This is a genomic window from Pseudomonas sp. 1L-B-1-E-C1, from assembly GCF_057291835.1.
Map to the genome: position 1 here is coordinate 154,124 of NZ_JBXAWN010000002.1, position 24,631 is coordinate 178,754.

The 24,631-nt window shown below is 58.4% G+C and carries 25 protein-coding genes, 2 tRNA genes and 2 pseudogenes; 15 read left to right on the forward strand and 14 right to left on the reverse strand.

The genetic code is table 11. The features are described from left to right. Nucleotides 1-28: 28 nt before the first annotated feature. From AC0Z4S_RS04395 to AC0Z4S_RS04435, 9 genes are all read left to right on the forward strand, one after another. Complete coding sequence (locus AC0Z4S_RS04395; protein WP_485622202.1) at nucleotides 29-2,941, forward strand: aminotransferase; 2,913 nt, start codon at nucleotides 29-31, stop codon at nucleotides 2,939-2,941. A gap of 306 nt (nucleotides 2,942-3,247) precedes the next feature. Continuing rightward, nucleotides 3,248-4,126: an N-carbamoylputrescine amidase gene (aguB, locus tag AC0Z4S_RS04400; RefSeq protein ID WP_429507219.1), complete on the forward strand. Its 879-nt coding sequence runs from the start codon at nucleotides 3,248-3,250 to the stop codon at nucleotides 4,124-4,126. Continuing rightward, nucleotides 4,126-5,232 (forward strand): agmatine deiminase, encoded by a 1,107-nt coding sequence (aguA, locus tag AC0Z4S_RS04405; RefSeq protein ID WP_042608605.1) that lies wholly within the window; start codon nucleotides 4,126-4,128, stop codon nucleotides 5,230-5,232. Before aguB ends, aguA begins: the two co-directional genes overlap by 1 nt. A 244-nt stretch (nucleotides 5,233-5,476) precedes the next feature. After that, a complete protein-coding gene (locus AC0Z4S_RS04410) occupies nucleotides 5,477-5,689 on the forward strand; it encodes a hypothetical protein (protein ID WP_253498010.1) in 213 nt (70 codons plus the stop codon). A 458-nt stretch (nucleotides 5,690-6,147) separates the two neighbouring features. Then, nucleotides 6,148-7,434 (forward strand): OprD family porin, encoded by a 1,287-nt coding sequence (locus tag AC0Z4S_RS04415; RefSeq protein ID WP_485622203.1) that lies wholly within the window; start codon nucleotides 6,148-6,150, stop codon nucleotides 7,432-7,434. A 231-nt stretch (nucleotides 7,435-7,665) separates the two neighbouring features. Then, the gene (locus tag AC0Z4S_RS04420) at nucleotides 7,666-8,412 is read left to right on the forward strand and encodes a 2OG-Fe dioxygenase family protein (RefSeq protein ID WP_485622204.1); all 747 of its coding nucleotides are present in this window, start codon (nucleotides 7,666-7,668) and stop codon (nucleotides 8,410-8,412) included. A 79-nt stretch (nucleotides 8,413-8,491) separates the two neighbouring features. After that, nucleotides 8,492-8,869, forward strand: coding sequence for a GNAT family N-acetyltransferase (locus AC0Z4S_RS04425; protein WP_042608609.1), 378 nt, complete (start codon nucleotides 8,492-8,494; stop codon nucleotides 8,867-8,869). Continuing rightward, nucleotides 8,866-9,582 (forward strand): AzlC family ABC transporter permease, encoded by a 717-nt coding sequence (locus tag AC0Z4S_RS04430; RefSeq protein ID WP_485622205.1) that lies wholly within the window; start codon nucleotides 8,866-8,868, stop codon nucleotides 9,580-9,582. Before AC0Z4S_RS04425 ends, AC0Z4S_RS04430 begins: the two co-directional genes overlap by 4 nt. Further along, a complete protein-coding gene (locus AC0Z4S_RS04435) occupies nucleotides 9,561-9,878 on the forward strand; it encodes an AzlD domain-containing protein (RefSeq protein WP_024011198.1) in 318 nt (105 codons plus the stop codon). Before AC0Z4S_RS04430 ends, AC0Z4S_RS04435 begins: the two co-directional genes overlap by 22 nt. Here AC0Z4S_RS04435 and AC0Z4S_RS04440 read toward each other — a convergent pair. Beyond that, nucleotides 9,795-10,721, reverse strand: a complete 927-nt coding sequence (locus AC0Z4S_RS04440) for a LysR family transcriptional regulator (protein WP_016772151.1) — start codon at nucleotides 10,719-10,721, stop codon at nucleotides 9,795-9,797. The genes AC0Z4S_RS04435 and AC0Z4S_RS04440 overlap by 84 nt on opposite strands. Nucleotides 10,722-11,042: 321 nt before the next feature. Here AC0Z4S_RS04440 and AC0Z4S_RS04445 point away from each other — a divergent pair, with 321 nt between their 5' ends. The 5 genes and pseudogenes from AC0Z4S_RS04445 to AC0Z4S_RS04465 all read left to right on the forward strand — a co-directional run. Further along, nucleotides 11,043-11,450 (forward strand): MbcA/ParS/Xre antitoxin family protein, encoded by a 408-nt coding sequence (locus AC0Z4S_RS04445; RefSeq protein ID WP_253498020.1) that lies wholly within the window; start codon nucleotides 11,043-11,045, stop codon nucleotides 11,448-11,450. A gap of 11 nt (nucleotides 11,451-11,461) precedes the next feature. Then, on the forward strand, nucleotides 11,462-12,127 hold the full coding sequence (locus AC0Z4S_RS04450) for an RES family NAD+ phosphorylase (protein ID WP_485622435.1): 666 nt from the start codon (nucleotides 11,462-11,464) through the stop codon (nucleotides 12,125-12,127). Nucleotides 12,128-12,276: 149 nt separating this feature from the next. Further along, entirely contained in the window at nucleotides 12,277-12,459 is a 183-nt protein-coding gene (locus tag AC0Z4S_RS04455) for a type II toxin-antitoxin system HicA family toxin (RefSeq protein WP_485622207.1), read from the forward strand. A 31-nt stretch (nucleotides 12,460-12,490) separates the two neighbouring features. Continuing rightward, nucleotides 12,491-12,916: a type II toxin-antitoxin system HicB family antitoxin gene (locus tag AC0Z4S_RS04460; RefSeq protein WP_485622208.1), complete on the forward strand. Its 426-nt coding sequence runs from the start codon at nucleotides 12,491-12,493 to the stop codon at nucleotides 12,914-12,916. A 193-nt stretch (nucleotides 12,917-13,109) separates the two neighbouring features. After that, a pseudogene (locus AC0Z4S_RS04465) lies at nucleotides 13,110-13,685 on the forward strand (hypothetical protein); the annotation flags it as partial. 150 nt (nucleotides 13,686-13,835) lie between these two features. Here the strand turns inward: AC0Z4S_RS04465 and AC0Z4S_RS04470 are convergent. The 7 genes from AC0Z4S_RS04470 to AC0Z4S_RS04500 form a co-directional block, all read right to left on the reverse strand. Further along, a tRNA-Thr gene (locus AC0Z4S_RS04470) sits at nucleotides 13,836-13,911 on the reverse strand. Between the two features lie 75 nt (nucleotides 13,912-13,986). Next, the gene (locus AC0Z4S_RS04475; protein ID WP_485622209.1) at nucleotides 13,987-14,823 is read right to left on the reverse strand and encodes an FkbM family methyltransferase; all 837 of its coding nucleotides are present in this window, start codon (nucleotides 14,821-14,823) and stop codon (nucleotides 13,987-13,989) included. Nucleotides 14,824-15,166: 343 nt separating this feature from the next. Next, the gene (locus AC0Z4S_RS04480) at nucleotides 15,167-16,402 is read right to left on the reverse strand and encodes a methyltransferase (RefSeq protein ID WP_485622210.1); all 1,236 of its coding nucleotides are present in this window, start codon (nucleotides 16,400-16,402) and stop codon (nucleotides 15,167-15,169) included. After that, nucleotides 16,383-17,072: an ABC transporter permease gene (locus AC0Z4S_RS04485; RefSeq protein ID WP_485622211.1), complete on the reverse strand. Its 690-nt coding sequence runs from the start codon at nucleotides 17,070-17,072 to the stop codon at nucleotides 16,383-16,385. The genes AC0Z4S_RS04480 and AC0Z4S_RS04485 overlap by 20 nt, the downstream gene beginning before the upstream one ends. Continuing rightward, a complete protein-coding gene (locus AC0Z4S_RS04490) occupies nucleotides 17,072-17,764 on the reverse strand; it encodes an ABC transporter permease (RefSeq protein ID WP_329513909.1) in 693 nt (230 codons plus the stop codon). Before AC0Z4S_RS04490 ends, AC0Z4S_RS04485 begins: the two co-directional genes overlap by 1 nt. 77 nt (nucleotides 17,765-17,841) lie before the next feature. Next, nucleotides 17,842-18,594, reverse strand: a complete 753-nt coding sequence (locus AC0Z4S_RS04495) for an ABC transporter substrate-binding protein (protein ID WP_485622212.1) — start codon at nucleotides 18,592-18,594, stop codon at nucleotides 17,842-17,844. 13 nt (nucleotides 18,595-18,607) lie between these two features. After that, nucleotides 18,608-19,381: an ABC transporter ATP-binding protein gene (locus AC0Z4S_RS04500; RefSeq protein WP_064363370.1), complete on the reverse strand. Its 774-nt coding sequence runs from the start codon at nucleotides 19,379-19,381 to the stop codon at nucleotides 18,608-18,610. Between the two features lie 543 nt (nucleotides 19,382-19,924). Here AC0Z4S_RS04500 and gabP point away from each other — a divergent pair. Further along, complete coding sequence (gene gabP / locus AC0Z4S_RS04505) at nucleotides 19,925-21,316, forward strand: GABA permease (protein WP_485622214.1); 1,392 nt, start codon at nucleotides 19,925-19,927, stop codon at nucleotides 21,314-21,316. A gap of 70 nt (nucleotides 21,317-21,386) precedes the next feature. Here gabP and AC0Z4S_RS04510 read toward each other — a convergent pair whose 3' ends face one another. From AC0Z4S_RS04510 to AC0Z4S_RS04535, 6 genes and pseudogenes are all read right to left on the reverse strand, one after another. Beyond that, on the reverse strand, nucleotides 21,387-21,839 hold the full coding sequence (locus tag AC0Z4S_RS04510) for a hypothetical protein (protein ID WP_041477513.1): 453 nt from the start codon (nucleotides 21,837-21,839) through the stop codon (nucleotides 21,387-21,389). Between the two features lie 6 nt (nucleotides 21,840-21,845). Next, nucleotides 21,846-22,259 carry a hypothetical protein gene (locus AC0Z4S_RS04515; protein ID WP_227973464.1) on the reverse strand — a complete coding sequence of 138 codons (414 nt, stop codon included), beginning with the start codon at nucleotides 22,257-22,259 and terminating at the stop codon, nucleotides 21,846-21,848. Between the two features lie 29 nt (nucleotides 22,260-22,288). Then, nucleotides 22,289-23,263, reverse strand: a complete 975-nt coding sequence (locus tag AC0Z4S_RS04520) for an alpha/beta hydrolase family protein (protein WP_485622215.1) — start codon at nucleotides 23,261-23,263, stop codon at nucleotides 22,289-22,291. A gap of 67 nt (nucleotides 23,264-23,330) precedes the next feature. Continuing rightward, nucleotides 23,331-23,774, reverse strand: a pseudogene (locus AC0Z4S_RS04525) (PDDEXK nuclease domain-containing protein); the annotation flags it as partial. A gap of 265 nt (nucleotides 23,775-24,039) precedes the next feature. Next, entirely contained in the window at nucleotides 24,040-24,327 is a 288-nt protein-coding gene (locus tag AC0Z4S_RS04530) for a hypothetical protein (protein ID WP_485622216.1), read from the reverse strand. A gap of 156 nt (nucleotides 24,328-24,483) precedes the next feature. After that, nucleotides 24,484-24,559, reverse strand: a tRNA-Phe gene (locus AC0Z4S_RS04535). Nucleotides 24,560-24,631 lie beyond the last annotated feature (72 nt).

The following is a 24,631-nucleotide window of genomic DNA, read 5'->3' on the forward strand; positions in this document are numbered from 1 at the left end:
CGCCTAATAAAATCTCAGGGGTCGTTTCATGCCGCTCGCCACGTTGATTCATCGCGCCAGTTTGCCCGGTCCGCAGGTTTCAGAGGCGCAGGCGCTGCAATGGCTGGCCGAATATTACGGACTTGTCGGCACGTTGCAGGCCCTGGGCAGTCAGCAGGACCTGAATTATCGCGTCGACAGTGCGCGTGGGCGCTTCGTGCTGAAAGTCTGTCGTGGCGATTACGCGCTTGTGGAGCTGCAAGCCCAGCACGCCGGCCTCAAGTATCTGGCCGAGCACTCGGCGATCAAGGTGCCCCGCGTGATCGCTGCCAATAACGGTGAAGACCTGTTGTCGCTGCAAGCCAATGGCGAAGCGCTGCATGTGCGGTTGCTGGAGTACATCGACGGCCAGCCGTTGACCGATTTCGATCATTTGAGCCAGGACGTGGTTGCCGGGTTTGGCCGGCTCTGTGGCGAGATGGATCTGGCGCTGGCAGGCTTCGATCACCCGGGCCTCGAGCGCACGTTGCAGTGGGACGCGCGTCACGCCAACGCTTTGATCGGTCATCTGATGCCGGTAATCACAGACGCGCAGCAGCGTGCGGCGATCAGCGTGGCTGCCGAGCAGGCCGAGCGTCGGTTGCTGCCGTTGCGGGACAAGCTGCCGGTGCAGGCGATTCACATGGATATCACCGATGACAACGTCGTCTGGGCGCGCGATGCCCAGCGGCATTGGCAGCTGCAGGGCGTGATCGATTTTGGTGATCTGGTGCGCACCTGGCGCATCACCGATCTGTCGGTGACCTGTGCGGCTTTGTTGCATCACGCCGATGGCGATCCGTTCGTGATCCTGCCGGCGGTCAAGGCTTATCACGCGGTCAACCCGTTGCAGTACGAAGAGCTGCAAGCATTGTGGCCATTGATCGTGGCACGGGCGGCGGTGCTGGTGCTCAGTGGCGAGCAGCAAGTGAGCATCGATCCGGGCAATACCTACAGCCGCGACAACCTCAGTCATGAGTGGGAAATCTTCCGCGTCGCGACCTCGGTGCCACTGGCGCTGATGGAGGCGGCAATTCTCACCGCCGTGGGCCAGACCTTGGCGAAGGACGAACAGGCAGAATTTGCGCCGCTGTTGCCCGGACTGGTCGGGCGCGAATTTGCCCTGATCGACTTGGGCGTGTTGAGCCCGCACTTCGAGGCGGGCAACTGGGAGCAGCAGGGCATCGATCAACGCTTGCTGTCAGAAGCCGCAGCGGTGCATGGGCTGGCGGCCACGCGTTATGGTCAGTACCGCTTGTCACGCACCCGGCCGGACAGTGCGACTGAACCGGATACGTTCCCGTTGCATGTCGAATTGCGCGCGCCGACTGGAAGCGAAGTGCAAGCACCGTTCGCGGGCGTCCTGAGTCAAACGGCGGACGGTGCGCTGCAACTCTGTGGCCCGCTGTTCAATGTTCGTCTCTGGGGCGTGACGGCAATCCTTGAGCATGGCGCGACACTGGATAAAGGCCAGAAACTCGGTGAAGTCACTGGGCCGCTGATTGTGCAATTGTGCCGGGAAGCAGAGCTCGACGCGCCGCTGTTCTGCACGCCGTCCCGTGCTCCGGCCTGGCAGGCGCTTTGCCCGTCGCCCGCGACATTACTCGGGCTGGCCTGCGATGCGGAGCCAGAGCTGGACGCGAAAACCCTGCTCGAACGCCGCGATGCCAGTTTCGCCCGTACGCAAAAACACTATTACGTTGATCCACCGCGCATTGAACGCGGCTGGCGCAATCATCTGATCGACATGCACGGCCGATCGTATCTGGACATGCTCAACAACGTCGCGGTGCTCGGCCATGGCCACCCGCGCATGGCGGCGGTCGCAGCGCGGCAGTGGTCGTTGCTCAATACCAATTCGCGCTTCAACTACGCGGCGGTCGCCGAGTTTTCCGAACGCTTGCTCAAGCTCGCACCAAAGGGCATGGATCGAGTTTTCCTGGTCAACAGCGGCAGCGAGGCCAATGACCTGGCGATTCGTCTGGCCTGGGCCTACAGCGGCGGGCGCGACATGATCAGCGTGCTCGAGGCCTATCACGGCTGGACGGTCGGCGCCGATGCGGTGTCGACGTCGATTGCCGACAACCCGAAGGCCTTGGAAAGTCGCCCGGACTGGGTGCATCCAGTGACCGCACCGAACACCTATCGCGGCGAATTCCGTGGCCCCGACTCGGCGCCGGATTACGTACGCAGCGTCGAACATCATCTGCAAAAACTTGCCGAGCAGAAGCGGCAACTGGCCGGTTTCATTTGCGAGCCGGTGTACGGCAACGCCGGTGGTATCTCCTTGCCGCCGGGTTATCTGCAACAGGTGTATGAACGGGTTCGCGCGCAGGGCGGGGTGTGCATCGCTGACGAAGTGCAGGTCGGTTACGGGCGCATGGGCCATTTTTTCTGGGGCTTCGAAGAGCAGGGCGTGGTGCCGGACATCATCACCATGGCCAAAGGCATGGGTAACGGCCAGCCACTTGGCGCGGTGATCACTCGCCGGGAAATCGCCGAGGCGCTGGAAACCGAAGGCTATTTCTTTTCCTCGGCGGGCGGCAGTCCGGTCAGTTGCCAGATCGGCATGGCGGTGCTCGATGTCATGGAAGAAGAAAAGCTCTGGGAAAACGCCCAGGTGGTCGGCGGTCACTTCAAGGCGCGGCTCGAATCGTTGATCGATAAACATCCGCTGGTCGGCGCGGTGCACGGCTCCGGGTTTTATCTGGGGCTGGAGCTGATCCGCAATCGCCAGACGCTGGAGTCGGCGACGGCCGAAACTGCATTGCTGTGCGATCGCCTGCGCGAGTTGGGAATCTTCATGCAGCCGACCGGTGATGACTTGAATATTCTCAAGATCAAACCACCGATGGTGACGTCGCGTCAGAGCGTGGATTTCTTCGTCGATATGCTGGATCGGGTGCTTACCGAAGGTTTGTAAGCAAGGCACATCCCATGTGGGAGCGAGCCTGCTCGCGAAAGCTGTGTATCAGTCGCCACATGCGGTGACAGACACACCGCATTCGCGAGCAGCCTCGCTCCCACATTTGTATTCGGTCTAAAGTTCGATTTGTATCGATTTACTAAGCGTTTAAATAGCGTATTTTCTGATTTATAGGTTTTAAAGCCGATATTTATCGGTTATAAAGTCGCCATTGCCCCGGCCTTGGCGATCTCTTGTCCGGTGCGCGCGTTTTCTTTTCGGTTGAATTCTTCGACCGTCAAAGCACTAGCCCGGAGATGATTCATGAGCCGTATCGTTACCGTTGCCGCCACGCAAATGGCCTGTTCGTGGGACCTGGAAGCCAACCTCGAAACTGCCGAAAGGCTGGTGCGTGAAGCCGCCGCCAAAGGCGCGCAGATCATCCTGATTCAGGAGCTGTTCGAGGCACCGTACTTTTGCCAGAAGCCGAATCCGGATTACCTGCAACTGGCAACGACCGTTGAAGAAAACGTCGCCATCAGGCATTTCCAGAAAATCGCCCAAGAACTGCAAGTGGTGCTGCCGATCAGCTTCTACGAGCTGGCCGGGCGGGCGCGCTTCAACAGCATCGCGATCATCGACGCCGATGGCAGCAACCTCGGGATTTATCGTAAAAGCCACATCCCGGACGGCCCGGGCTATCACGAGAAGTATTACTTCAACCCGGGCGACACCGGTTTCAAAGTGTGGAACACCCGTTACGCAAAAATTGGCGTCGGCATCTGCTGGGACCAGTGGTTCCCGGAAGCGGCGCGCAGCATGGCGCTGCAAGGCGCGGAAATCCTGTTCTATCCGACCGCCATTGGCAGCGAGCCACACGACAACACCATTTCTTCGCGCGATCACTGGCAACGTGTGCAGCAGGGCCATGCCGGCGCCAACCTGATGCCGCTGATCGCCAGTAACCGCATCGGCAACGAAGAACAGGATGGCTACGACATCACGTTCTACGGCTCGTCGTTCATCGCCAACCAGTTCGGCGAAAAAGTGCAGGAGCTGAATAAAACCGAAGAAGGTATTCTTGTGCACACGTTCAACCTCGACGAGCTGGAACATATTCGCAGCGCGTGGGGTTCATTCCGCGACCGCCGGCCGAATCTGTACGGCGCGTTGAAAACCCTCGACGGTTCCCTGGAGTCCTGATGACCACATTGAAAAGTACCCCACGCGCCGACGGCTTCTACATGCCGGCCGAGTGGGCGCCTCAAACCCAGACCTGGATGATCTGGCCCGAGCGCCCGGACAACTGGCGTCTGGGGGGTAAACCGGCACAGGCCGCGCACGTCGCGGTAGCCAAAGCCATCGCCCGTTTCGAGCCAGTGACCGTTGCCGTCTCCGCCGGCCAGTACGAAAACGCCCGCGCGCGCCTCGATGTGCCGAATATCCGCGTGGTGGAAATGTCCAGCGACGACGCCTGGGTTCGCGACAGCGGCCCGACCTTCGTCATCAACAACCGTGGCGAAGTGCGCGGTGTGAACTGGGATTTCAACGCCTGGGGTGGTTTCGATGGCGGCCTGTATGCGCCGTGGAACCGTGATTCGCAGGTCGGCGGCAAGATCCTCGAAATCGAGCGCAGCCCGCGCTACCGCACCGAAGGTTTCGTGCTCGAAGGCGGTTCGATTCATGTCGACGGCGAAGGTACTTTGATCACCACCGAAGAATGCCTGCTCAACCGCAATCGCAACCCGCACCTGAGCCGCGAAGAAATCGAAGCGGTGCTCAGTGACAACCTGTCCGTGGACAAGATCATCTGGCTGCCGGATGGTCTGTTCAACGACGAAACCGACGGCCATGTGGATAACTTCTGCTGCTACGTGCGCCCGGGGGAAGTATTGCTGGCGTGGACCGATGATCCGCAGGATCCGAACTATCCACGCTGCCAGGCCGCAATGCGCGTGCTGCAAGACAGCACCGACGCCAAGGGCCGCCCGTTCACGGTGCACAAAATGCCGATTCCGGGGCCGCTGTATGCGACCGAGGAAGAGTGCGCCGGGGTCGATCCGGTGGACGGCTCGCAGGAGCGTAATCCGTCCGTGCGCCTGGCCGGTTCCTACGTGAACTTCCTGATCGTCAACGGCGGCATCATCGCGCCGAGCTTCGATGACCCGATGGACGCGCCAGCCAAGGAAATCCTGCAGAAGCTGTTCCCGCAGCACGAAGTGGTGATGGTGCCGGGCCGCGAACTGTTACTGGGCGGCGGCAATATCCACTGCCTTACCCAGCAACAGCCGGCGCCGCACAAAGAGTGAGTTGAGTCGTAACAGCTTGAGTTGGTTAACAAATCAGCCTGGCAATGATTAGCTCGCTACGCATGAAAGCAAGCCCGCAGCCCGTCAGGACCGCGGGCTTGTTTGTATCCGCCGGTCGCTGTGGGGCGCGCTTTGGCATAGCTCTTGTATTGCTTCTGTTGCACTAGGGAGGGCGGGGAACTTCAACAGTTCTGTCACAAACCTTGGATAACTTAGCCGCTCATGAACGGGGGAGAGCGCTGAAATGAACGCCGAAATGAACGTAGTCAGCGAGCGGACTGTGCATCCCATGGCCGTCAATGGCGAATCGCTCCAGCTTGTCGCGCACTGGTTGAAGTCCAATGGAACGCGTCAGATCAGAGAACCTGATCCGCGCCGGATGATGATCGAGCGCTACCCCGCTGGGCTGTTCAGCGAGGCCGAACTGGAAGCGTTATGGGATGTGATGGAAGGATAGGAGTCACAGGGATTGATCAAAGCGCTGCCGGGATGGCGGCGCTTTTTTTTGCCCTGACATTTGTGCACCTCGGTTCAATGTGGGAGCGAGCTCGCTCGCGAAAGCGCTGTGTCATTCGCTGCTTTCACTGCCGATCCACCCATTCGCGAGCAAGCTCGCTCCCACAGTTCAAACTCCCTGCTTAATCTCATTTTCCTGCAATCGCCCAGCTAAGAATTTACGTTTCTTAGACGTTTTTCGCCTATTTAAAGACGATTCTTGAAATTGACACACTGTTAAGGGCGCGGCTACGATTCCGCCCAACGCCTGTGGCTAACCGCCATGACTCAAAATAAGGAGCAGGCCCGCCATGACTTGTCGTCGGCGGGTCTTTTTGTTTCGGGGTGAATACAAGAGTGCAAAAGCGCCGTTTCAGCCGTTCGACACAGCGCGTTTCAACCCGTAATAAGGAAAACAAAATGTTGAACAAGCGAATCAGTCTGATCGCACTGGGGATGTTGAGTGCAACACAGGCCATGGCTAACGACCAGGCCGAATCCAAGGGTTTCGTTGAAGACAGCAGCCTCAAAGTGCTGCTGCGCAACGCCTACATCAATCGTGATTACAAAGACGGACGCCCGGACAAAGCCGAGTGGGGTCAGGCGGCGATCGGGACGTTCTCGTCCGGCTTCACCCAAGGCACCGTGGGTGTCGGTGTTGACGCCTTTGGTCTGTACGCACTGCGTCTGGACGGTGGCAAGGGACGCACCGGCGCCCAAGGCATCGACTTCTTCAAGCAGGAAAACGACGGTCGCGCCAACCACGACATCGCCAAGGGCGGCGCAGCGGTCAAATTCCGCATCTCCAACACCGTGCTGACCTACGGCGACCAGATGCCGGCCCTGCCGGTGCTGAGTTACGACAACGTGCGCCTGTTGCCTGAAAGCTACACCGGTACTTTGATCACTTCCCGTGAGATCAAAGGTCTGGAGTTGAATGCCGGTCGTTTTACCGCTGAATCGCGCAAGAGCGATGAAGGCCGTGACAGCGGTGGTCTGAAATCGATCAACGTGTTGGGCGGCAGCTATCAGTTCACCGAACACTTCAAAGGCGCCCTGTACGCCTCCGACGTTGAAGACGTCTTGAAGAAACAGTACGTGAACGCCAACTACGTGATCCCGTTCAACAAGGATCAGTCGCTGACCCTCGACTTCAACGGCTATCGCACCAAGCTGGACAACTCCTATGTCCGCGAAAATGGTGTAACCGGCGACGACAACAAGATCTGGAGCCTGGCAGCCACCTTCGCCACCGGTCCGCACTCGTTCACCGTGGCGCACCAGCGTTCCACTGGCGACAGCAACCTGGGTTATGCCTACGGCGGTTATCAGAAAGATCAGGGTCGTGTCGGCGATGGTGGTAACACCATCTATCTGGCCAACTCCTACTGGTCGGACTTCAACGCCGAGGACGAACGCAGCTGGCAGCTGGGCTACGGCCTGGACTTCGGCGCGTTCGGCGTACCGGGTCTGAGCTACAACTTCGCTTATGTACGTGGCGACAACATCACCACGTCTACCAGCGAAGGCGGCACCGAGCGCGAGATCTTCAACCAGTTCAAATACGTCGTGCAAAGCGGTCCGGCCAAAGATCTCAGCGTGAAGCTGCGCAGTTCAATCCTGCGCGTCTCGCAGAAATCCAGCGAGTACAACGTCAGCGGTAACGAAGTGCGAGTATTCGTGGACTATCCGATCAATATCTTCTGATGATCGAAATGCTGTAAGAAAAATGAGAAAACCCCGATCCGTTCGGGGTTTTTTTTCGACGGTTTTTCAGCCGAAACCGGAAATAACGAGTGTTTTTGTCATGTAAAAGTTGTTTTCGATGCCCTGCAGGTTTCGTTTCAAACAGCACTTCAAATGCCTGAAATTCTTTCTCATGGACGCAAATTCTCCACCTAATAGATTAGGGCGTTCAACGCAGCGGAGAATCTGGTAATGATCGTTTTGAACAGAGAAGTGGGCGAATCGCTACGGCGCGACAAGTTTGTCAACGTCCAGGGTGGTGACTTCAATCTCTACGGTCATTTCGCCGACTTCGTCAGACTGACCAAGAGCTGGGAAAATATGGAACCTGACAGCTATTACGGTCAGGCCGAAGCCGGCATGCGCTACCGTCGTTACAGCGACTTTGAATACAACCCGAAAACCCGTGAACTCAAACAACTTGAGCACCGCGCCTATGTGCAGTCCAAAGAGAACAACGCCTATGTCGGCGGAGTCGTTCGGCACTTTCAGGATTTTTCCGAGGAAGTGATCACTTCGCCGGTGATGCGCAGCCTGATCGACACTGATTTCGAAGTGTATAAAAGCGTGCTGCCAGAAGAACTGCACGAAGAAATCTGGCAGTGCCAGATCCATCAGATCCGCATCGAGATCAAACCCGGCAAGCAGTTGGAAATCACCCCTGAAGGCATTCACTGCGACGGCTATCCGTTCAGCGGCGTGCACTTCTGGGGACGCAATAATGTCGAGGGGGCAGAGAGTCGTTTGTACGACACCCACCAGCAGCAACTGGCGGCGACTACCTACGAGGAAATTCTCGACACCACCTACTTTCTCGACCGCGATATGCGCCACTACGTGACCCCGGCGCGCAATACCCACACCCATGCCATGGCGTACCGGCAGATTCTGGCGATTTCCTTCTCGCGGCCCGGGACCGCTTTCGACATTGTTCGCTAATCAGATCACCCCAATCGACGGCGTCGAGTGCTCGACGCCAGTGGTATTGCGCCGCGCCACGGCCAAGGATGCGCAGCGCATGGAGCGCTTCTTCCGCCAGTTCGACGAAGTGTCGTTCTGCGAATGGCAGGACGCCAAATGCCTGCGCGGCGTGTTGATCCAGAAAACCACCACGGCGTACCTGGCGTTCGATGTCGACGGCGAGATCGTCGGCGCGGTGCTGGGCGGCATGCTCGGCAGCCGCGGCACGATCAATCATCTGGCCGTCAGCCCGCGCTACCGCAGCCAGGGCGTGGGACAGCGCTTGGTCGAAGCCGCGTCATCCGACATGAAGCGGGTCGGGGTGCTGCGGATGTTTCTGTTCGTCGACGATGCTAACCTCGCGGGCAAGCGATTCTGGACCGCCCAGGGTTTTTGCGAACCTCACGGCGAACGGACATTTGAGAGGGATCTATGAATGAAAGGTCGGGCAGCGCGCCGCTGATGGTCGACCATCAGCCGTCGCGTACGTTTGCCGAAGCCAGCCCGGTGGTCGCCGGGTACTTCACCGTGTCGTTTGTCTTCGGGCTGATGGCGGTCAACGCTGGTTTGCCGATGTGGCTGCCGGTGGCGATGTGCTTGTTCGTCTATGCCGGCGCATCGCAATTCGCCGCGCTGGCGCTGATCTCCAGCGGTGCGTCGCTGACCACCATTGTGCTGACCACATTCCTGATCAACGCGCGGCACATGCTGATGTCGGTTTACATGGCCAAGGCTCTGCGTGCGCTGGGTTTGAGCCGCATGGAGCGTTGGGCTTACGCCGGTGGCCTGACGGATGAATCCTTCGCTTTTCACAGCGTCAAGCTCGGCACCGGCGCGCCGGTCAATGTGCGTTATCTGATCGGTTTCAACCTGTTCTGCCACACCTCGTGGGTGCTCGGCGGTTTGCTCGGCGCGGTCTGCGCGCAGTACGCGGCGCACCTGATCAAATATCAGCTCGACTATGCGCTGACGGCGATGATGCTCTACGTGCTGGTCTCGCTGTGCAATACGCGCAACAAACTGATCGCCGCCGCTGCGGCCGTGGTCTGCATGGGCGCGTTGAGCCTGATCGGCAGTTCGCCCTTCAACGTATTTATCGCCACGTTTGTGGGCTGCGGAGTGGGTGTATGCCTGACCAAACGTTCCTGATTCTGGTGGTGGTATTGATGATGGCCGTGACCTTTCTGCCACGTGCCTTGCCGCTGCAGATCAACACCGAGCACTGGCCGCCCTTCGTGGCGCGGGCTCTGGAATATTTGCCGGTGGCGATCGTCGCTGCGATCAGCCTGACGCCCTTGTTGATCAAGGACCGGCAGATCCAGCTCGATCGCCCGGAATTCTATGCCGCAATTCCGACGTTGTTATGTGCGTATTTCAGCAAAAACCTCTTTCTCAGTGTGGCGGTGGGGACGGCTGCGTACATTGCGCTCGGCTCGTTCATGTAGCGGCAGATCGACGACATCGTTCAGCGCCTGGTGCGACAGCTCCGGGTTGTTAACCGCCAGGCGCACTTCGAGGAAATCCTCGAAACCGGGGAAAATCGTCAGGCCGTTTTTCTGCGCGGCTTCACGCGAAACCATGCCGACCGCGTCCATCTGCGTGATCAGCGACAGCGTCAACGTTTCACTGCACGAATAAACCATGCGCTGGCCGTTCTCGTGATTGCCTAGCCCAGCGTCGAGAAAACGCAAAAAGCTGTGGGAATACGGACAATCTTCCGCAGGACGCACCTGGAACTTGTTGCCCAGCAAAGTCAGTGGATCGTTCTCCTGACCGCAATGCGCACCGACCACCTGTACCTGCACATCCGGCAGCACGATGCTCGGCAAACCCGGTCGCTGCGGGCCGATCAACACTGCGAGGTCAAAGTCCTCGTTCTTCAGCTTGCTGAGATTCTCCATCGACTCGGCATAGCTGAATTCCATCTGGTAATCGGGAAATACCTCGATCAGCCGGCCGATCATGCGCCGGTTGAAGTCAGGCGACAGCGTGTTGTTCAACGCCACCTTCAACGTTCGCTGCCCCGGCACTTTCAGCGCCTCGACCTTTTCCTCCATCTGTCGCGTGGCGATCAACACTTTATCGATGTAGGGCGTGAGCTCCGTGCCTTGCGGCGTCAGCGTCAGTCCCTTGTTGGAACGGCGAAACAAGCGGAAACCGAACTGCTCTTCGACCTTGTTCAACTGTGCGGCCAACGCCTGCACGGTCAGGCACGAATGCTCGGCTGCGGCCGACAACGAGCCGGTCTGCACGATGCGCATGAGGTTGCGTAAGGTTCTGCTATCCATGGGTAATGCCCTCTGAAGTGGGCTGGGTATTGTTGTTTACGAAACGACCGAAACGGCGCCATATGCCGGCTATATTCCTGCACCTGAGCATAGTTGTCGCGGGTTTAGTAGCGAATTGATTCCCCCGCCGATGGCTGGAGGCTGACAGAGGATCGGGGTTTTTGGCGGGACGGCGGTAATAGGATTAAAAAAACGGGCAGGATTTCGATAAACGCGACTGGCTTGGTTAATCAACGCGTGACTCCATTTATGTACTAATCTTTGTTAAGAATACATATCTGTACTACGCTGCCTGCATCTACGATTTTAAGGAGGCGGCTAATGCCAGCTTCATTTCCTGCAATAAATCCGCGTGAACAACTCGACGTCCCCGAGGCCGGTCGCGTTGCGTTGAAGTTCTTCTTCAACCTAATGGAACACTGGGGTTGTAATGCCGAGCAGCAACGCACCCTGCTTGGTGGCGTCGGCAACACCACGTTCTACAAGTACAAACACCTGCCGAACATACGTCTCCCGCACGACACCCTTGAGCGCATCTCCTACCTGATGGGCATTCACAAGGCGTTGAGCATCATCTTCAGCAACAGTCGTGAGCGCGCTTACGCCTGGGTCAGCAGCCCGAACACGGCAGCGCCGTTCAATGGCAAAACGGCGCTGGATTACATGCTGGCGGGCAGGGTGGTGGACATCGCCGATGTGCGCCGCTACCTCGATGGAGTCCGCGGTTGAGAGCGCCGGCGCTGGTCGACGTGCCATGGCCGCGCGCCTATCGTATCGTCAACAGCAGCTTCCCGCCGATTGCGCTATTTGAAGATGTCCTCGACCCCGAAGACCTCGAAGTCGCCTACGCCATCGAAGCGCTGACCAATGATCGCTTGATCGAACAGGCCGGCGTGCTTTCCCGGGTGCGCCCCGAAGATCGCCTGTCGGGCCCCGGTTCCAGCCCAGTGATGGCCGCGTTCACTCATGTCGGCAAACGCAGCCGGTTCAGCGACGGCACCTTTGGCGTCTACTACGCTGCCAGCAGCCAGGCTGCGGCGATTGCTGAGACTTGCTTTCATCAGGAGCGATTTCTCGCTGCGACCCAGGAAGCCGACCTCGAATTGACCATGCGAACTTACGTCAACCGGGTGATCAAGCCGCTGCATGACGTTCGCCATGACTTCGAACACTTGCATCAGCCTGATCCGCAAGCCTACGGGCCATCCCAAGTATTCGCGCGGGAGCTGCGCGACGCCGAGTCGTGGGGCTTGCTCTATAACAGCGTGAGATTGGCGGGGCATGAATGCGTTGCGGCGTTTCGGCCCCCGGCGGTTTCGATTCCGAAGCAGGGCAAGCATTTGCGGTATGTGTGGAGTGCGAGTCAGCAGAGGATTTCGTTTGTGTTTGAGGTTAGTCAGGTCTGAAACGCAGAAAACCGTAGCGTCAACGAGGGCCGAGTGCGAACTCGTAATCAGATGGTAGCCTGAGCGTCCTGGGTGCCAGTGCAACACTTGTGTTGCATGCGCATCAAATATGTTGCACATTCGCTCTACCGAAACAGCGAGTGATGCACATGAAGTACAGCGAGTTTCGGCGATGGTTGAAGGCCCAGGGCGTTGAGTTCCAAGCCGGCAAGGGCAGCCACTTCAAGGTTTCGTTGAATGGCAAATCAACTGTGTTTCCCGACCACGGAGCCAAGGAAATGGGCGAAGGGTTGAGAAAAACGATAATAAAACAGTTGAGCCTCAAGGATTGAGGCTCTGCTGTACCCCATAAGAGGAAGCGTGATGTTCGAATATGCCTTGGAGGTTCACGAAGAGCCGGGCAGCGTGTGGCTGACTTGTGCGGCGATTCCAGAGATGCACGCGGTCGGCGATACCCTCGGGGAAGCGTTGGCTACCGCCATCGATGCGATCGAGACAGCACTCTCCATCTATGTGGATGACCGCCGGATGATCCCTACTGGTCATGCTGGAGAACAGGAAAACGATGTCGTATTGCGTCTTCCTGCACTGACTGCCGCGAAGGTTGCGCTGTGGAATACGCTTTTGGAGTCCGGTGTCAGCAAAGCCGAACTGGCGCGTCGTCTTGGCGTGCAACGGCCGCAGGTCGACCGGCTGGTTGATTTCCTGCATCACTCCAAGATCGAGAATGTTGAGCGTGCGTTGCAGCAGCTTGGGCGGCGGATTTCGCTTTCGGTTGAAGCTGCATAAATCAGGTAGCGGCTCTGTCTATTAATTGAAAAACGTGGTCTGTCGCCAATACTCCCATTACATCTTTTTATGTGCTCGCCATAATTATTGCCAGTTCATAATTCAGCCTAAAAGGGACACAGGATTTTTCGGCAAGGAACAAGGTGGCGTGCGTCACCAGGGTGGCTTTCGCCAATGACCAGATGGCCCACCGATGGACGACGCAATCCGCCGCGCTATAGAGCGCCAATTCCGCGAACTCACTGCTGGCTATCACTTGCCGCGATTTACCCAGGTGGTCGCCGTTGCCGACGCGCTGGCGGACGTTGAATTATGCGGCGACGTTCGGCCGCACTACGCCGTGGAACATGAAGTGCTAGGCACCGACGACGAGCCCGACTCAGCCATGCAGGCGCTTACCAGCATTCCGCTGCCGCTCTCCACTGGAGGCGAGCAAATGGGTATTTATGCGTTTCCGGAGGAGGGCACCCTGGCGGTGTGTTTCGCGTACGGCCTGCTGAACAAGTCCTGCATCCAATCGATCTTGCCGCACGAGCTGAGCATGCCGAAGGCGCCTAAAGTTGATCAGGTGTGGCAGCACAGAGCTGCCGCCCAACAGCGGGTCGACGTCGACGGCAACAAGTTATGCCAGACCGACGGCAAGATTCTGGATCAAGCAATCGACCGAGAGGTTGAAGCTCTGACTAATCGCGAGCAGTTCCAGAGTCACACTCAGACGATTGATGACCACTCGATCGAGTCGGTATGTGATGTGGAAACGATCGAAGCGCACGTCCCCGATGGTTTGATCGCTGGTCGTCGGTGGCTTTAGCGGCCTCATCGGGAGCAGCCTCACTCCTGCAGATTCCATCGCGTGGACAAAAACGGACGCTTCAGAAACAACAAAGCCCCTGCATTTCTGCAGGGGCTTTGTTTTGTATGGTGCCGGCACCAGGAGTCGAACCCGGGACCTACTGATTACAAGTCAGTTGCTCTACCAACTGAGCTATACCGGCGTGTGGGCGACGATTATAGCGATTGGGTTGGTTCTGTAAACCCCTGAATTCAGACTATTTTTGTCGCAGCGCTAATCAAGCCCTGCGCAGGGTGTTACGCAGCTTTTGCAGCATGCGCACGGTGCGGCTGTTTTGCAGTGTTTGCAACTGCGTTTCGGCCTGTTCGGCGCGGCGCAGGGCAGTGGCGAGTTGTTGGGCGGTGTCGTGTTCGCCCGCGCTGAGCGGGTGGGCGAGGGCGTGGCCTCGGCACAGTTGGAAGTTGTCCAGATTGCATGGCGGGATATCGAAGGCGGGTTTGAGGCTCATGTGTTCATCGGCGAGGAACCAGGTGTTGAGGCCGTCGAACAGTATCGATTGGTAGCCCGCCTCTGTGACGAGATGTTCCCAGGTGTGGTCGCGTTGCCATGGAGTTTCGATGACGATGATCCATGGACGGAAGCGGCTGAAGTCCATGCCACGCAGGACAGTTTCCTCGTGCCCTTCGACATCAATCTTCAGAAAGTGGATCGCTCGATCAGCGGCGTGCTCTTCGCAGATTGAGGTGAGCGTGCGTGCCTTGACCGTGAGGCTACGCACATCCATGCCGAGGTCTTTGCGTTGCTGGGCGATGGCGGCGTCTGCGGTGGAAAGACCTGTGCCGGGAATACCGTAAAAAGTCACTTCGCCAGGGCGGTCGCTGGCGATGCATTGTACGGTGACGTCGCGTGGGCGTTGCTGACAGAGCGCGGCGTAGTAATTCTGCATCGGCTCGATGTTTATGCCCTGCCAGCCATGGTCGTAGAACGCTTTGGTGACGGAGTCGTGGCTCGGATCGTTGGCGCCCACGTCGATGTAGAAACCGTGTTCGAATTGCTTGAGCGCACGCCACAGGCGGACATCTTCAAAGTTCTGTGCAAAAGAGATGAACGGCACGGTCGCTTCCTGTCGGTCAGTTTTTCTTGTTCTGCGTACGCCGGCGGCGCGTTCAGGCTTTGTATAGCAAGGCTGACGCACGGTCGCAAATAATCGATATGGCGGGCTGTCGATTCGGCGGCTATGTCGTTTGATTGGCCGCTTATGCACAACACGCTGGCTCGATGGGACGCTTAGGCCTGTTTTTGCTGAAGTGTTCTCATTTGGTACGCAAAATACTGTTTTGCCAATTTTTTATCTGTGTGAACGAAAAATGTCCAAGGCTGTTAATGCCATGAAACACGCATGGATATTGGATCCAGTAAATCTTTATCAACAGATTTATCCACAGGCCGCTGGCCGTTTATTCGCGTTCGGCCAACAGGAGCAAGTTGCGCGGTGTGAGCGGTGCTTCGCAGAAAGTACCGAGGCGCACGTTGTAGCCTTGCGCGGTCAGAAAAAGCGCCCGATCCAGATTCAGCCAGATTTCCAGTGGCCGTCGGAACAATCCGCGCAGCAATTCCAGATTGCGTACCTCGGCCAGTCGCTGCCAACCGGTAGCTTCCAGTTTTTCCCAATCTGTCGGTCCAACTGTGGATAACTCTTTCAGTGCGGCCAGATCGCGACAGTAGTCAGCGAAGGGTTTATCCAGCCAGGCGCTCGGCAGTGATGGGGTGGGCAAGTATTCGTCAGCACCGCGCAACTGCCGTTGCAGCCAATCGAAAGCCAAGCGTCGGGCCATCGAGGTATCGCGCTGGCGTTTGACCCTCGCACCGGCGGTGACGGTTTCGCTCATCGGCAGAGCCAGATCTTCCAGTGATAGCCGTAGGGCTGATCGCAAGCCCTCAGAAGACAGTGGCTGATACTCGCTGCGATTGATCCGGTTATAGCAACATGGCGCGATCGCCATCTGCTGACATCCTGCGGCACTCGCCAATTGCATGAGGCGTACGTGCAGATCGCCGCAGGCGTGCAGGGCGACGGGTGTGTGCGTAGCGCTCACCACGGCAGAGGCGTTCGCCGCGAGTACGTCCTGCTCCACATGCAACGCATGCAAGTCATGACGCTGACTCAGAGCCTGGCCGCTCGTAACCAACAAAGGATCATATTCGACACAAGTCAGTTGCTGTCCTTCACTCAACAATCGTCGTCCCAGATGCCCTTTGCCGGAACACCAGTCCAGCCAATGCGTCGGCTGCGAGGCGAAAGACAGACAACTGGCAAACGCCTCGATCTGCTGCCACTTACGCCCCGGCACATCGACGTTCAAGCGATGCCCGGCAGCCTCAAGCGCGTGCCTTGGCAACTCACCGACTGCACTCAGTTGGGCCGACAATTTCGCCAATGAGGCAAACGGCTCGGGCCCATCGGTCATATCAGCAGGGTGGTTATGCGCGCGTTCTGCATCTTCCAGCGATCGCCCGCGCAGCCAGGAAGACAATTCGGGATGACTGGTTTCCCACGCAAGGGAAAGATGCGTAAACGGTCGAGGTTTCCACAGCGCCTGATGCTCAATCAGAAAAGCATCCAGCGCCTTGAAGCGGGCGAGTAAGTCCTCGCCCGTCAGCACGTGGGAAGTTTCAGCGGCCCTGGCAGGCATCGACGCGCAGCCAGCGCTCCAGCAGCTTGAAGCCGCGCACGAGCACGTAAGCCATGACCAGATAGAACACGCCGGCGGCGAAGAAAATCTCCACTGGCAAATAGGTGCGGGCAATGATCGTGCGGGCCATGCCGGTCAATTCCAGCAGGGTCACGGTGCTGGCCAAAGCGCTGGCCTTGAGCATCAGAATCACTTCGTTGCTGTACGCCGGCAGACCGATCCGCGCTGCACGCGGCAGGATGATGTAGAACATCGCTTTCGGCCTGGACATGCCCAGCGCCCGTGCGGCTTCGATTTCACCCGGCGGAATCGCCTGTATCGCACCGCGCAGAATCTCGGCGATGTACGCCGCTGTGTGCAGGGTCATGGTCACGGTTGCACACCAGAACGGATCGCGCAGGTACGGCCACAGCGAGCTTTCACGCACGGCGTCGAACTGCGCCAGGCCGTAATAGACCAGGAACAGCTGCACCAGTAGCGGCGTACCACGGAAAAAGAAAATGTAGGCGTAAGGCAGCGAGCGCACGTACCACAGCTTCGAAGATCGGGCGATGCCCAGCGGAATCGCCAGCAGCAGGCCGGCAATCACTGCGATGGCAACCAGTTCGAGGGTCAGGGTCGCGCCCTGCGCCAGTTTCGGCAGCCACTTGATAATGACTTCCCAGTCCATCAGGCGCTCCTCGCAAAGCCGCGAGCGGCGCGTTTTTCCAGGAAGTGCATGCCGGTCATCGCCAGCACCGTCAGGGCGAGGTACATGACCGCCGCGACCATATAGAAGGTGAATGGTTGTTTCGATACGGTCACGCCGATCTGCGCGTGACGCATGATTTCTTCCAGACCGATGACCGATACCAGCGCGGTGTCTTTCATCAGGATCATGAACAGGTTGCCCAGGCCCGGCAGTGCGATGCGCCACATCTGCGGCATGATCAACCGGGTGAAGATCCGCCACTTCGACAGGCCCAGGGCCTGGCCGGCCTCACGGTGACCCTTGGGAATGGCCAGCAGGGCGCCGCGAAACACTTCCGTGGCGTAGGCGCCGAAGCACAGGCCCAGTGCGATCACACCGGCGGCAAAGGCGTTGAGTTGCAGGTCGGGGTTGCCGAAGTACTCACCGAGGGCGCGCATCAGGTTGACCGTACCGAAGTAGATCAACAGCACCCAGAGCAATTCCGGGACGCCGCGCACCAGCGTCGAATAGGTACCGCCAAGCCATTGCAGCGGCTTGTACGGGGAAGTCTTGGCCAAGGCGCCGAGCAGGCCGAGCACCAGGCCCAGGCACAGGGCGGTGAGCGCCAGTTGGACGGTCATCAGCGCGCCAGCGGCGAGCGCCGGGCCGAATCCGTAGAGGTCGATAATCATGGGTTTCTGTTCAAATTGCGGCAGGCAAAGTCGGGAGCCGACGCCGCTTGATCACGGCGCCGGTCCCACAGGTCAGATCAATAGATGCTGAACGGGAAGTACTTGTCGTTGATTTTCTTGTAGGTGCCGTCAGCGACTATTTCCTTCAGTGCGGCGTTCAGCTTGTTGCGCAGTTCGTTGTCATCCTTGCGCACAGCGATGCCGATCTTGTCGCTTTCTACCACCGGGTCGCCCTTGAACTCATAGTTCTTGCCGGCGTCGGTTTTCAGCCAGTCGTAGTTGGCGTACTTGTCGGCGAGGATCGCATCGACACGACCGGAGGTCAGGTCGAGGTAGGCGTTTTCCTGGGTGTCGTAGAGGCTGACCTTGATGTCATCACCGTAGGTGTCTTCCAGCCAGGTGCCGGCCAGCGTCGCGCGCTGGGTGCCGATGGTCTTGCCCTTGAGCGAGTCCTTGTCGGTTTTGAAATCGACATTTTTCGGCGCGATGAACTGCAGTTTGTTCGAGTAGTACGGGTCAGTGAAATCCACCGCGGCTTTGCGCTCTTCGGTGATCGACAGCGAGGAGATCAGGAAGTCGAACTTCTTCGCGTTCAGGGCTGGAATGATGCCGTCCCAATCGGAAGTGACGACGGAACATTCGGCTTTCATCTTCGCGCACAGGGCGTCGCCGATTTCCTTGTCGAAGCCGACCACCTGACCGCTGGCGTCTTTGTTGTTGAACGGCGGGTAGGCCGCTTCGATGCCCATCTTCAGGGTTTCAGCCATGGCACCGGCGCTGAACGCGAGGGTGACGGCTGCGGCCAGAAAGACCTTCTTGAAATTCTGCATGCATGTTGCTCCGTTAGCGGTTGCTGGACATGAATTGTTTGCAGCGCGCCGAAAGCGGGTTGTCGAACACCTGCTGTGGCGATCCTTGCTCTTCTATAAGGCCCTGATGAAGGAACACCACTTCGCTGGAGACCTGACGGGCGAAGCCCATTTCGTGAGTCACGAGCAGCATGGTGCGGCCTTCTTCGGCCAATGCGCGGATGACACTAAGTACTTCCTGAACCATTTCCGGGTCAAGGGCGGAGGTGGGCTCGTCGAACAGGATAACCTTCGGTTGCATCGCCAGTGTGCGGGCGATCGCTGCGCGTTGTTGCTGGCCACCGGACAATTGCGCCGGGTAGGCGTGGCGCTTGTCGGCGATGCCGACCTTGGCCAGCAGGGCTTCGGCGACTTCGATGGCCTCGGCCTTGCTCTGGCCGAGCACGCGGCGCGGGGCTTCGATGATGTTGTCGAGCACGCTCATGTGCGGCCACAGATTAAAGTTTTGAAATACAAAACCAATCTCCGAGCGCAGGCGATTGATCTGTTTGCCGTCGGCGGCAACCAGCTCGCCGTTCTTGGCGGCTTTGAGTTTGAGTTCTTCACCGGCCACCAGGATCTGGCCCTGATGAGGATTTTCCAGCAGGTTGATGCAACGCAGGAACGTGGACTTGCCGGAACCGGAAGAGCCGAGGATCGAGATCACGTCGCCGTCGCGGGCGGTCAGCGAGATGCCTTTGAGCACCTCAAGCTGTCCGTAGCGTTTGTGCAAGTTGCGGATTTCCAGCGCGGGCGTGGCCTCAGCCATGTGCGTTCCTCATATATGTTGCGCTCCTGCTGTTGGCGGGCCTTCCTGGCGAGGCGGCCAAGCTAGCATAGCGTTTCTATGGCAGCCAACAGCGCTACGAGCGGTAAACGGGTGGCATGTGGCGGGTTGTCGCATCGGCACAGCAGACTGTCGCCCCATCAACAACCGAACGGGTGTTTGATGATGCAAACCCGTGGGTGTCGCGTAAAAAAAGGCGCGATGTTGCCAGCTTTGGCGGGGTGTTGGAAGCGCTATCCGGCCGAACGTTCCTTATTCGCCCTTTTTCTGTGCGACGCAGACTTTTTCTGTGTGTTTCTGGTGCGTGGATTCGTCTTGAAAGTGAGTCGCAGGGTAACGTTCTGGCGAATAGCCAGTAAACTCAAGCACTTGCATCGGATGCCAGAGCCCCCGGCCCTCAAGGACTTGAAACATTTTGGCGCAAATATTGCGTGCGAAATAAGGAACAGGCCGTTGGATTCTTTTTACGAGAAGGAATTTTCAGACGCGCCGGATGCACTCGCTTTCCTTGCAAAGGTAGTCTCTATGAGCAGTACCCCAAGCTCCAATGGCCTCGAACAGGGGCTCAAACCGCGTCATGTGACCATGTTGTCGATCGCCGGTGTGATCGGCGCCGGTCTGTTCGTCGGCTCCGGTCATGCCATTGCTGCCGCCGGCCCGGCCGTGCTGCTGGCCTATGCCGCTGCCGGTACCTTGGTGGTGCTGGTGATGCGCATGCTCGGCGAAATGGCCGTGGCTTCGCCGGACACCGGTTCGTTCTCGACTTACGCCGACCGCGCGATCGGTCACTGGGCCGGTTTTACCATTGGCTGGTTGTACTGGTGGTTCTGGGTGCTGGTGATTCCGCTGGAAGCCAACGCCGCCGCGACCATCCTGCATGCGTGGTTTCCCGGTGTGGACATCTGGGCCTTCGCGCTGGTCATCACCATGCTGCTGACCGTGACCAACCTGTTCAGCGTGAAGAACTACGGCGAGTTCGAGTTCTGGTTCGCCCTGATCAAAGTGATGGCGATCATCGGCTTTATCGGCCTCGGCCTCGCGGCGATTTTCGGCTTTCTGCCTACCAGTCAGGTCAGCGGCGTATCGCATCTGTTCGACAGCGGTGGCTTCCTGCCCAATGGTATGGGCGCTGTGCTGGGTGCGATCCTGACCACCATGTTCTCCTTCATGGGCACCGAGATCGTCACCATCGCGGCGGCGGAATCAAAAGACCCGGGCAAGCAGATTTCCAAGGCGACCAACTCGGTGATCTGGCGGATCGGCTTGTTCTATCTGGTGTCGATCTTCATCGTCGTGGCACTGGTGCCATGGAACGATCCTACACTGGCAAACCTCGGTTCCTACCAGACCGTGCTTGAGCGCATGGGCATTCCCAACGCCAAGATGATCGTCGATATCGTCGTACTGGTCGCGGTGACCAGTTGCCTGAACTCGGCGCTGTACACCTCGTCGCGCATGCTGTTCTCTCTCGGCAAGCGCGGCGACGCCCCAGCCATGTCGACCCGCACCAACAAAAGCGGCACGCCTTACTGGGCGGTGATGTTGTCGACCGGCGCAGCATTCCTCTGCACCTTCGCGAACTACGTCGCTCCGGCCGCGGTGTTCGAATTCCTCCTGGCCAGCTCCGGCGCCATCGCCCTGCTGGTGTATCTGGTGATCGCGTTCTCGCAACTGCGTATGCGTAAACAGCGCATGGCCCGTGGCGAGAAAATCGTCTTCAGCATGTGGCTGTTCCCGGGGCTGACGTGGGCGGTGATCATCTTCATCGTCGCCGCGCTGACCATCATGCTGTTCCAGGAAGCCCACCGCGTGGAAATCCTCGCCACCGGCCTGCTGAGCCTGATGGTGGTGGCTGCCGGCCTGCTGGTGTCGCGCCGGCGCAAGCTGGAAAAACGCGGTGCGGTGGTGTTGAACTGATCCGCAACGTGTAATGCAAAACGGCCGCTGTCAGGGATGACTAGCGGCCGTTTTTGTTTGTGAGCAGGGTTTATTCGCTCTTGTCTTCCTGGGTCTCTACCGACTTCCCATAAGCATCCAGCGCCACCCCGAAATCAGTGATGAACTGCGGCTCGCTCAGCCAGGCCTGGGCTTGTTCGATGGTCATGCCGTCGGCCCACATGCGGTAGTCGATGAGCATGTCGGCGGCCAGGTGGGTGGCGGCCATGCCTTCGTTGTCGGCGTTTTCCATATCGAGCAGTTCAGGATGGTCGACGATGATAAAGGCCAGTTCGCGCAGCAGCGTCAGCAGCATTTCGTTGCGGCTGACGGCTTCAGCGTCGCGCATTTTGCTGAACATCGCCAGGGTGTATTCCGGGATCGGCTCGGCGAGGTGGCCGAGGTCTTCGTCCTGATCCAGCGGTTTGCGCCCGACCATACGGATCTGCTTGGCTTTGGCCTTGGCGCGTTTGGCGCGTTTCTGTTGCTTGTTCAGGGATGCCATGGGAGCTCAGTTCTTCTGTTGGGTTTGCGCAGCAATCGCGTCGGATGCCGCTACATAGTCAGCCTGAAAGGCCGGGGATTCGATCCACGCCAGCGCGCCAGCCTCATCGGTTTCCTGCGACCACTGGCGATACTCGATCAGCGCGGCGAGGATGAAATCCATCGCGCCTTCCTCACCTTCCTGCTCATAGACCAGTTCCAGCAGCGGATCTTCAAGGAACGCGGTGCACATGGCCTGTTGGCTGATCTTCTCGGCGTCGATCATTTTCTTGAACAGGTCGGTGAGGTCCACCGATTCGAAATCGATGCGATCATCGTTCGGGTCGAGCTCGACCGGCGCTTCGGCGCGTTTGGTGCGGTTCTGCTTGGCCTTGGCTTTGGCCCGGGTGGCGCGTTTTTGCTGCTTGTTGGCGGAGGCCATGATGTGTTCCGTCGTGCGTTGAGAGGGGCTCAGCTGCGTGGCACTTGTCGGCCGGGTGTATCGGCGGCCAGTGCGCCGGTTTGCAGCCAGGTCAGAGCGATGGGCCATAGTGTGGCTTGGTATGCGCTGCGAAAAAAGGCGAAATGTCCGACTTGTCGTTCGCCGATGTCCTGCGGCTCGATGCGCAGATGGGTTTTTGCTGCGTTGCGGAAGTAGTCGAGCAGGCGTTCGATCGCCGGAATGGTGCCGTAAGGATCGTCGCCGAGGCTGATGGCCAAGACCTGCGCGCGGACGTTGGCGAAGGGCAGGGCCCCCGCCTTTTTCATCAGTGCACGACCGCTTGGGCGATCTTCGTAGCGTGCGGCAGGCGGGCTCCAGTCGAGCACAACACCCGTTGGCGTGTCTTCCAGCCAGCCAAGACGCTTGCCGGGGAAGTAACCGCAGAACAGTGTCATCAGGGGCATCAGCACATGCCACTTGCCGAACATCCGCCAACGCTGTTCAGGCGCGTAATCACGCCAGTAAGCGAACTGCGCTCCGACGGTGACCAGCCGTCGGATCAGACTGCCCGACTCGGCCAAGCCCGCCGCGCAGCCGCCGAAGCTGTGGCCGACCACATCGATTGGCTGGCCGGGAAATTCCCGTTGCGCACGTTTGAGCATCGCTTCGAAATCCAGCGCGCCCCAGTCGGTCCACGAGGCGCGCAGCCCTTTGATCGATTCGCGGCGTGATTCACCGATGCCTCGGTAGTCGTAGGTAATCACGTCGCAGCCATTGGTGAACAGATAGGTCGCGAACCGTGAGTAGTGGCGACAGCGCACGGACGTGGCGGCGTTGATGATGACCACCGGGCGCTGTGGATCGGGCGAGGCGTGGCGCCAGGTGAATCCGCCGAGTGTATAGCCGTCCTTGGCAGTGTCCTTGAAGGGCGTGCCTTCAGTTGCAGTCAAAACTGGTTGGCTCAACTCAGCGTCTTCCAGCTCGAATGTGGGGTGACTGCTCATGGCGTTTGACCTCGGCGGCTAGGTTTCAACCATAGTCGCCGCGCCAATCAAGGACAATCCAGCCTGTTCATTCAGTGGATTGAGTAAGCATGCGTTCTTCGATCAACTTCTGTTCGCGGTTGAGTTCAGCACGTAACTCTTCTTCGCTTGGCAGTATTGTCTTGTAGCTGCTGGCGAACAGTTGCTCATTGCCTTTGAGCATGGAATAGCGCGCCACCGAGTCATTGCTTTCCGCGCTGAGAATGATGCCGACGGTTGGCTTGTCACCCTCGCTGCGCTTGAGCTCGTCGTACATGCGCACATACCTGTCCATTTGCCCGACATCTCGGGCGCTGAGCTTGCCGCGTTTCAGGTCGATGATCACGAAGCACTTGAGCAGGTAGTTGTAGAACACCAGATCGATGAAGAGGTCAACGCCGTCAGTGCTGATGCGTTGCTGCCGGGCGACAAAGGAAAAGCCTTTGCCCAGTTCAAGCAGAAAGCTTTGCAGGTGATCGATGAGGGCTTGTTTGCGCGCCTGGCGAATCAGCTCGCCCAGTTCGCCCAGCAGTGAATCGATTTTCGGGTCTTGCGTGTCAGCAGGTTTAAGCTGGCTCATCGGGTCTTCCGCGTCATTGTGAACAGACGCAAAAGCATGCCAATTCTCGCCGTTTGAGTATGTCGGGAGAGACGGTGAAATACGCAGGAAGAAGAGGTTGGCGTTGCAGGACGTTGCCGAGGACAAGGACGTAGCCGGGCGAAGTCTGTAGTCCATTTCCTACGTCTTTCGACAACCGCTAGCGCGAACGATATCTGAGCTGGGTTCTGGTCGCTGGCTTGTCGATACTCGTTAGTCTGCGCCACGCCAGACCGGCAGCCAGCAGCAATATGCCGAAGAGTCCTTGAAACGCGATATGAAACCAATACGCGCCCGGCTGCCCGGCGAGGGTATAGACCTTGGCCGGCCCACCGCGAGTGGCGGTGGTGATTGTGTCGTGGATAACGCCGTCGATGGCGGAGTAACCCAACAGCGCGCCGGTACCGATCAGAAACAGGCTGATCATGACCGCCAGCCCTCTGGACATCAGGCTTTCCTGATGCAGCGGCGGATGGGGCAGGGGGACTCGGGTTCGTTTCTGATTCATCGAGTGATGACCCTCTTCCGTAAGGGAGTAAACAATGCCCGACAAACTCCGGGCATAAAAAAACCCTGAATCTTGCGATTCAGGGTTTTCGGTATTTGGTGCCCAGAGACGGAATCGAACCGCCGACACGGGGATTTTCAATCCCCTGCTCTACCGACTGAGCTATCTGGGCAACGGGGCGCATTAAAAGGGTTTTTCGAATTTACGTCAACGACTTTTTGAAAATTTCTTAAATTAATTCCGT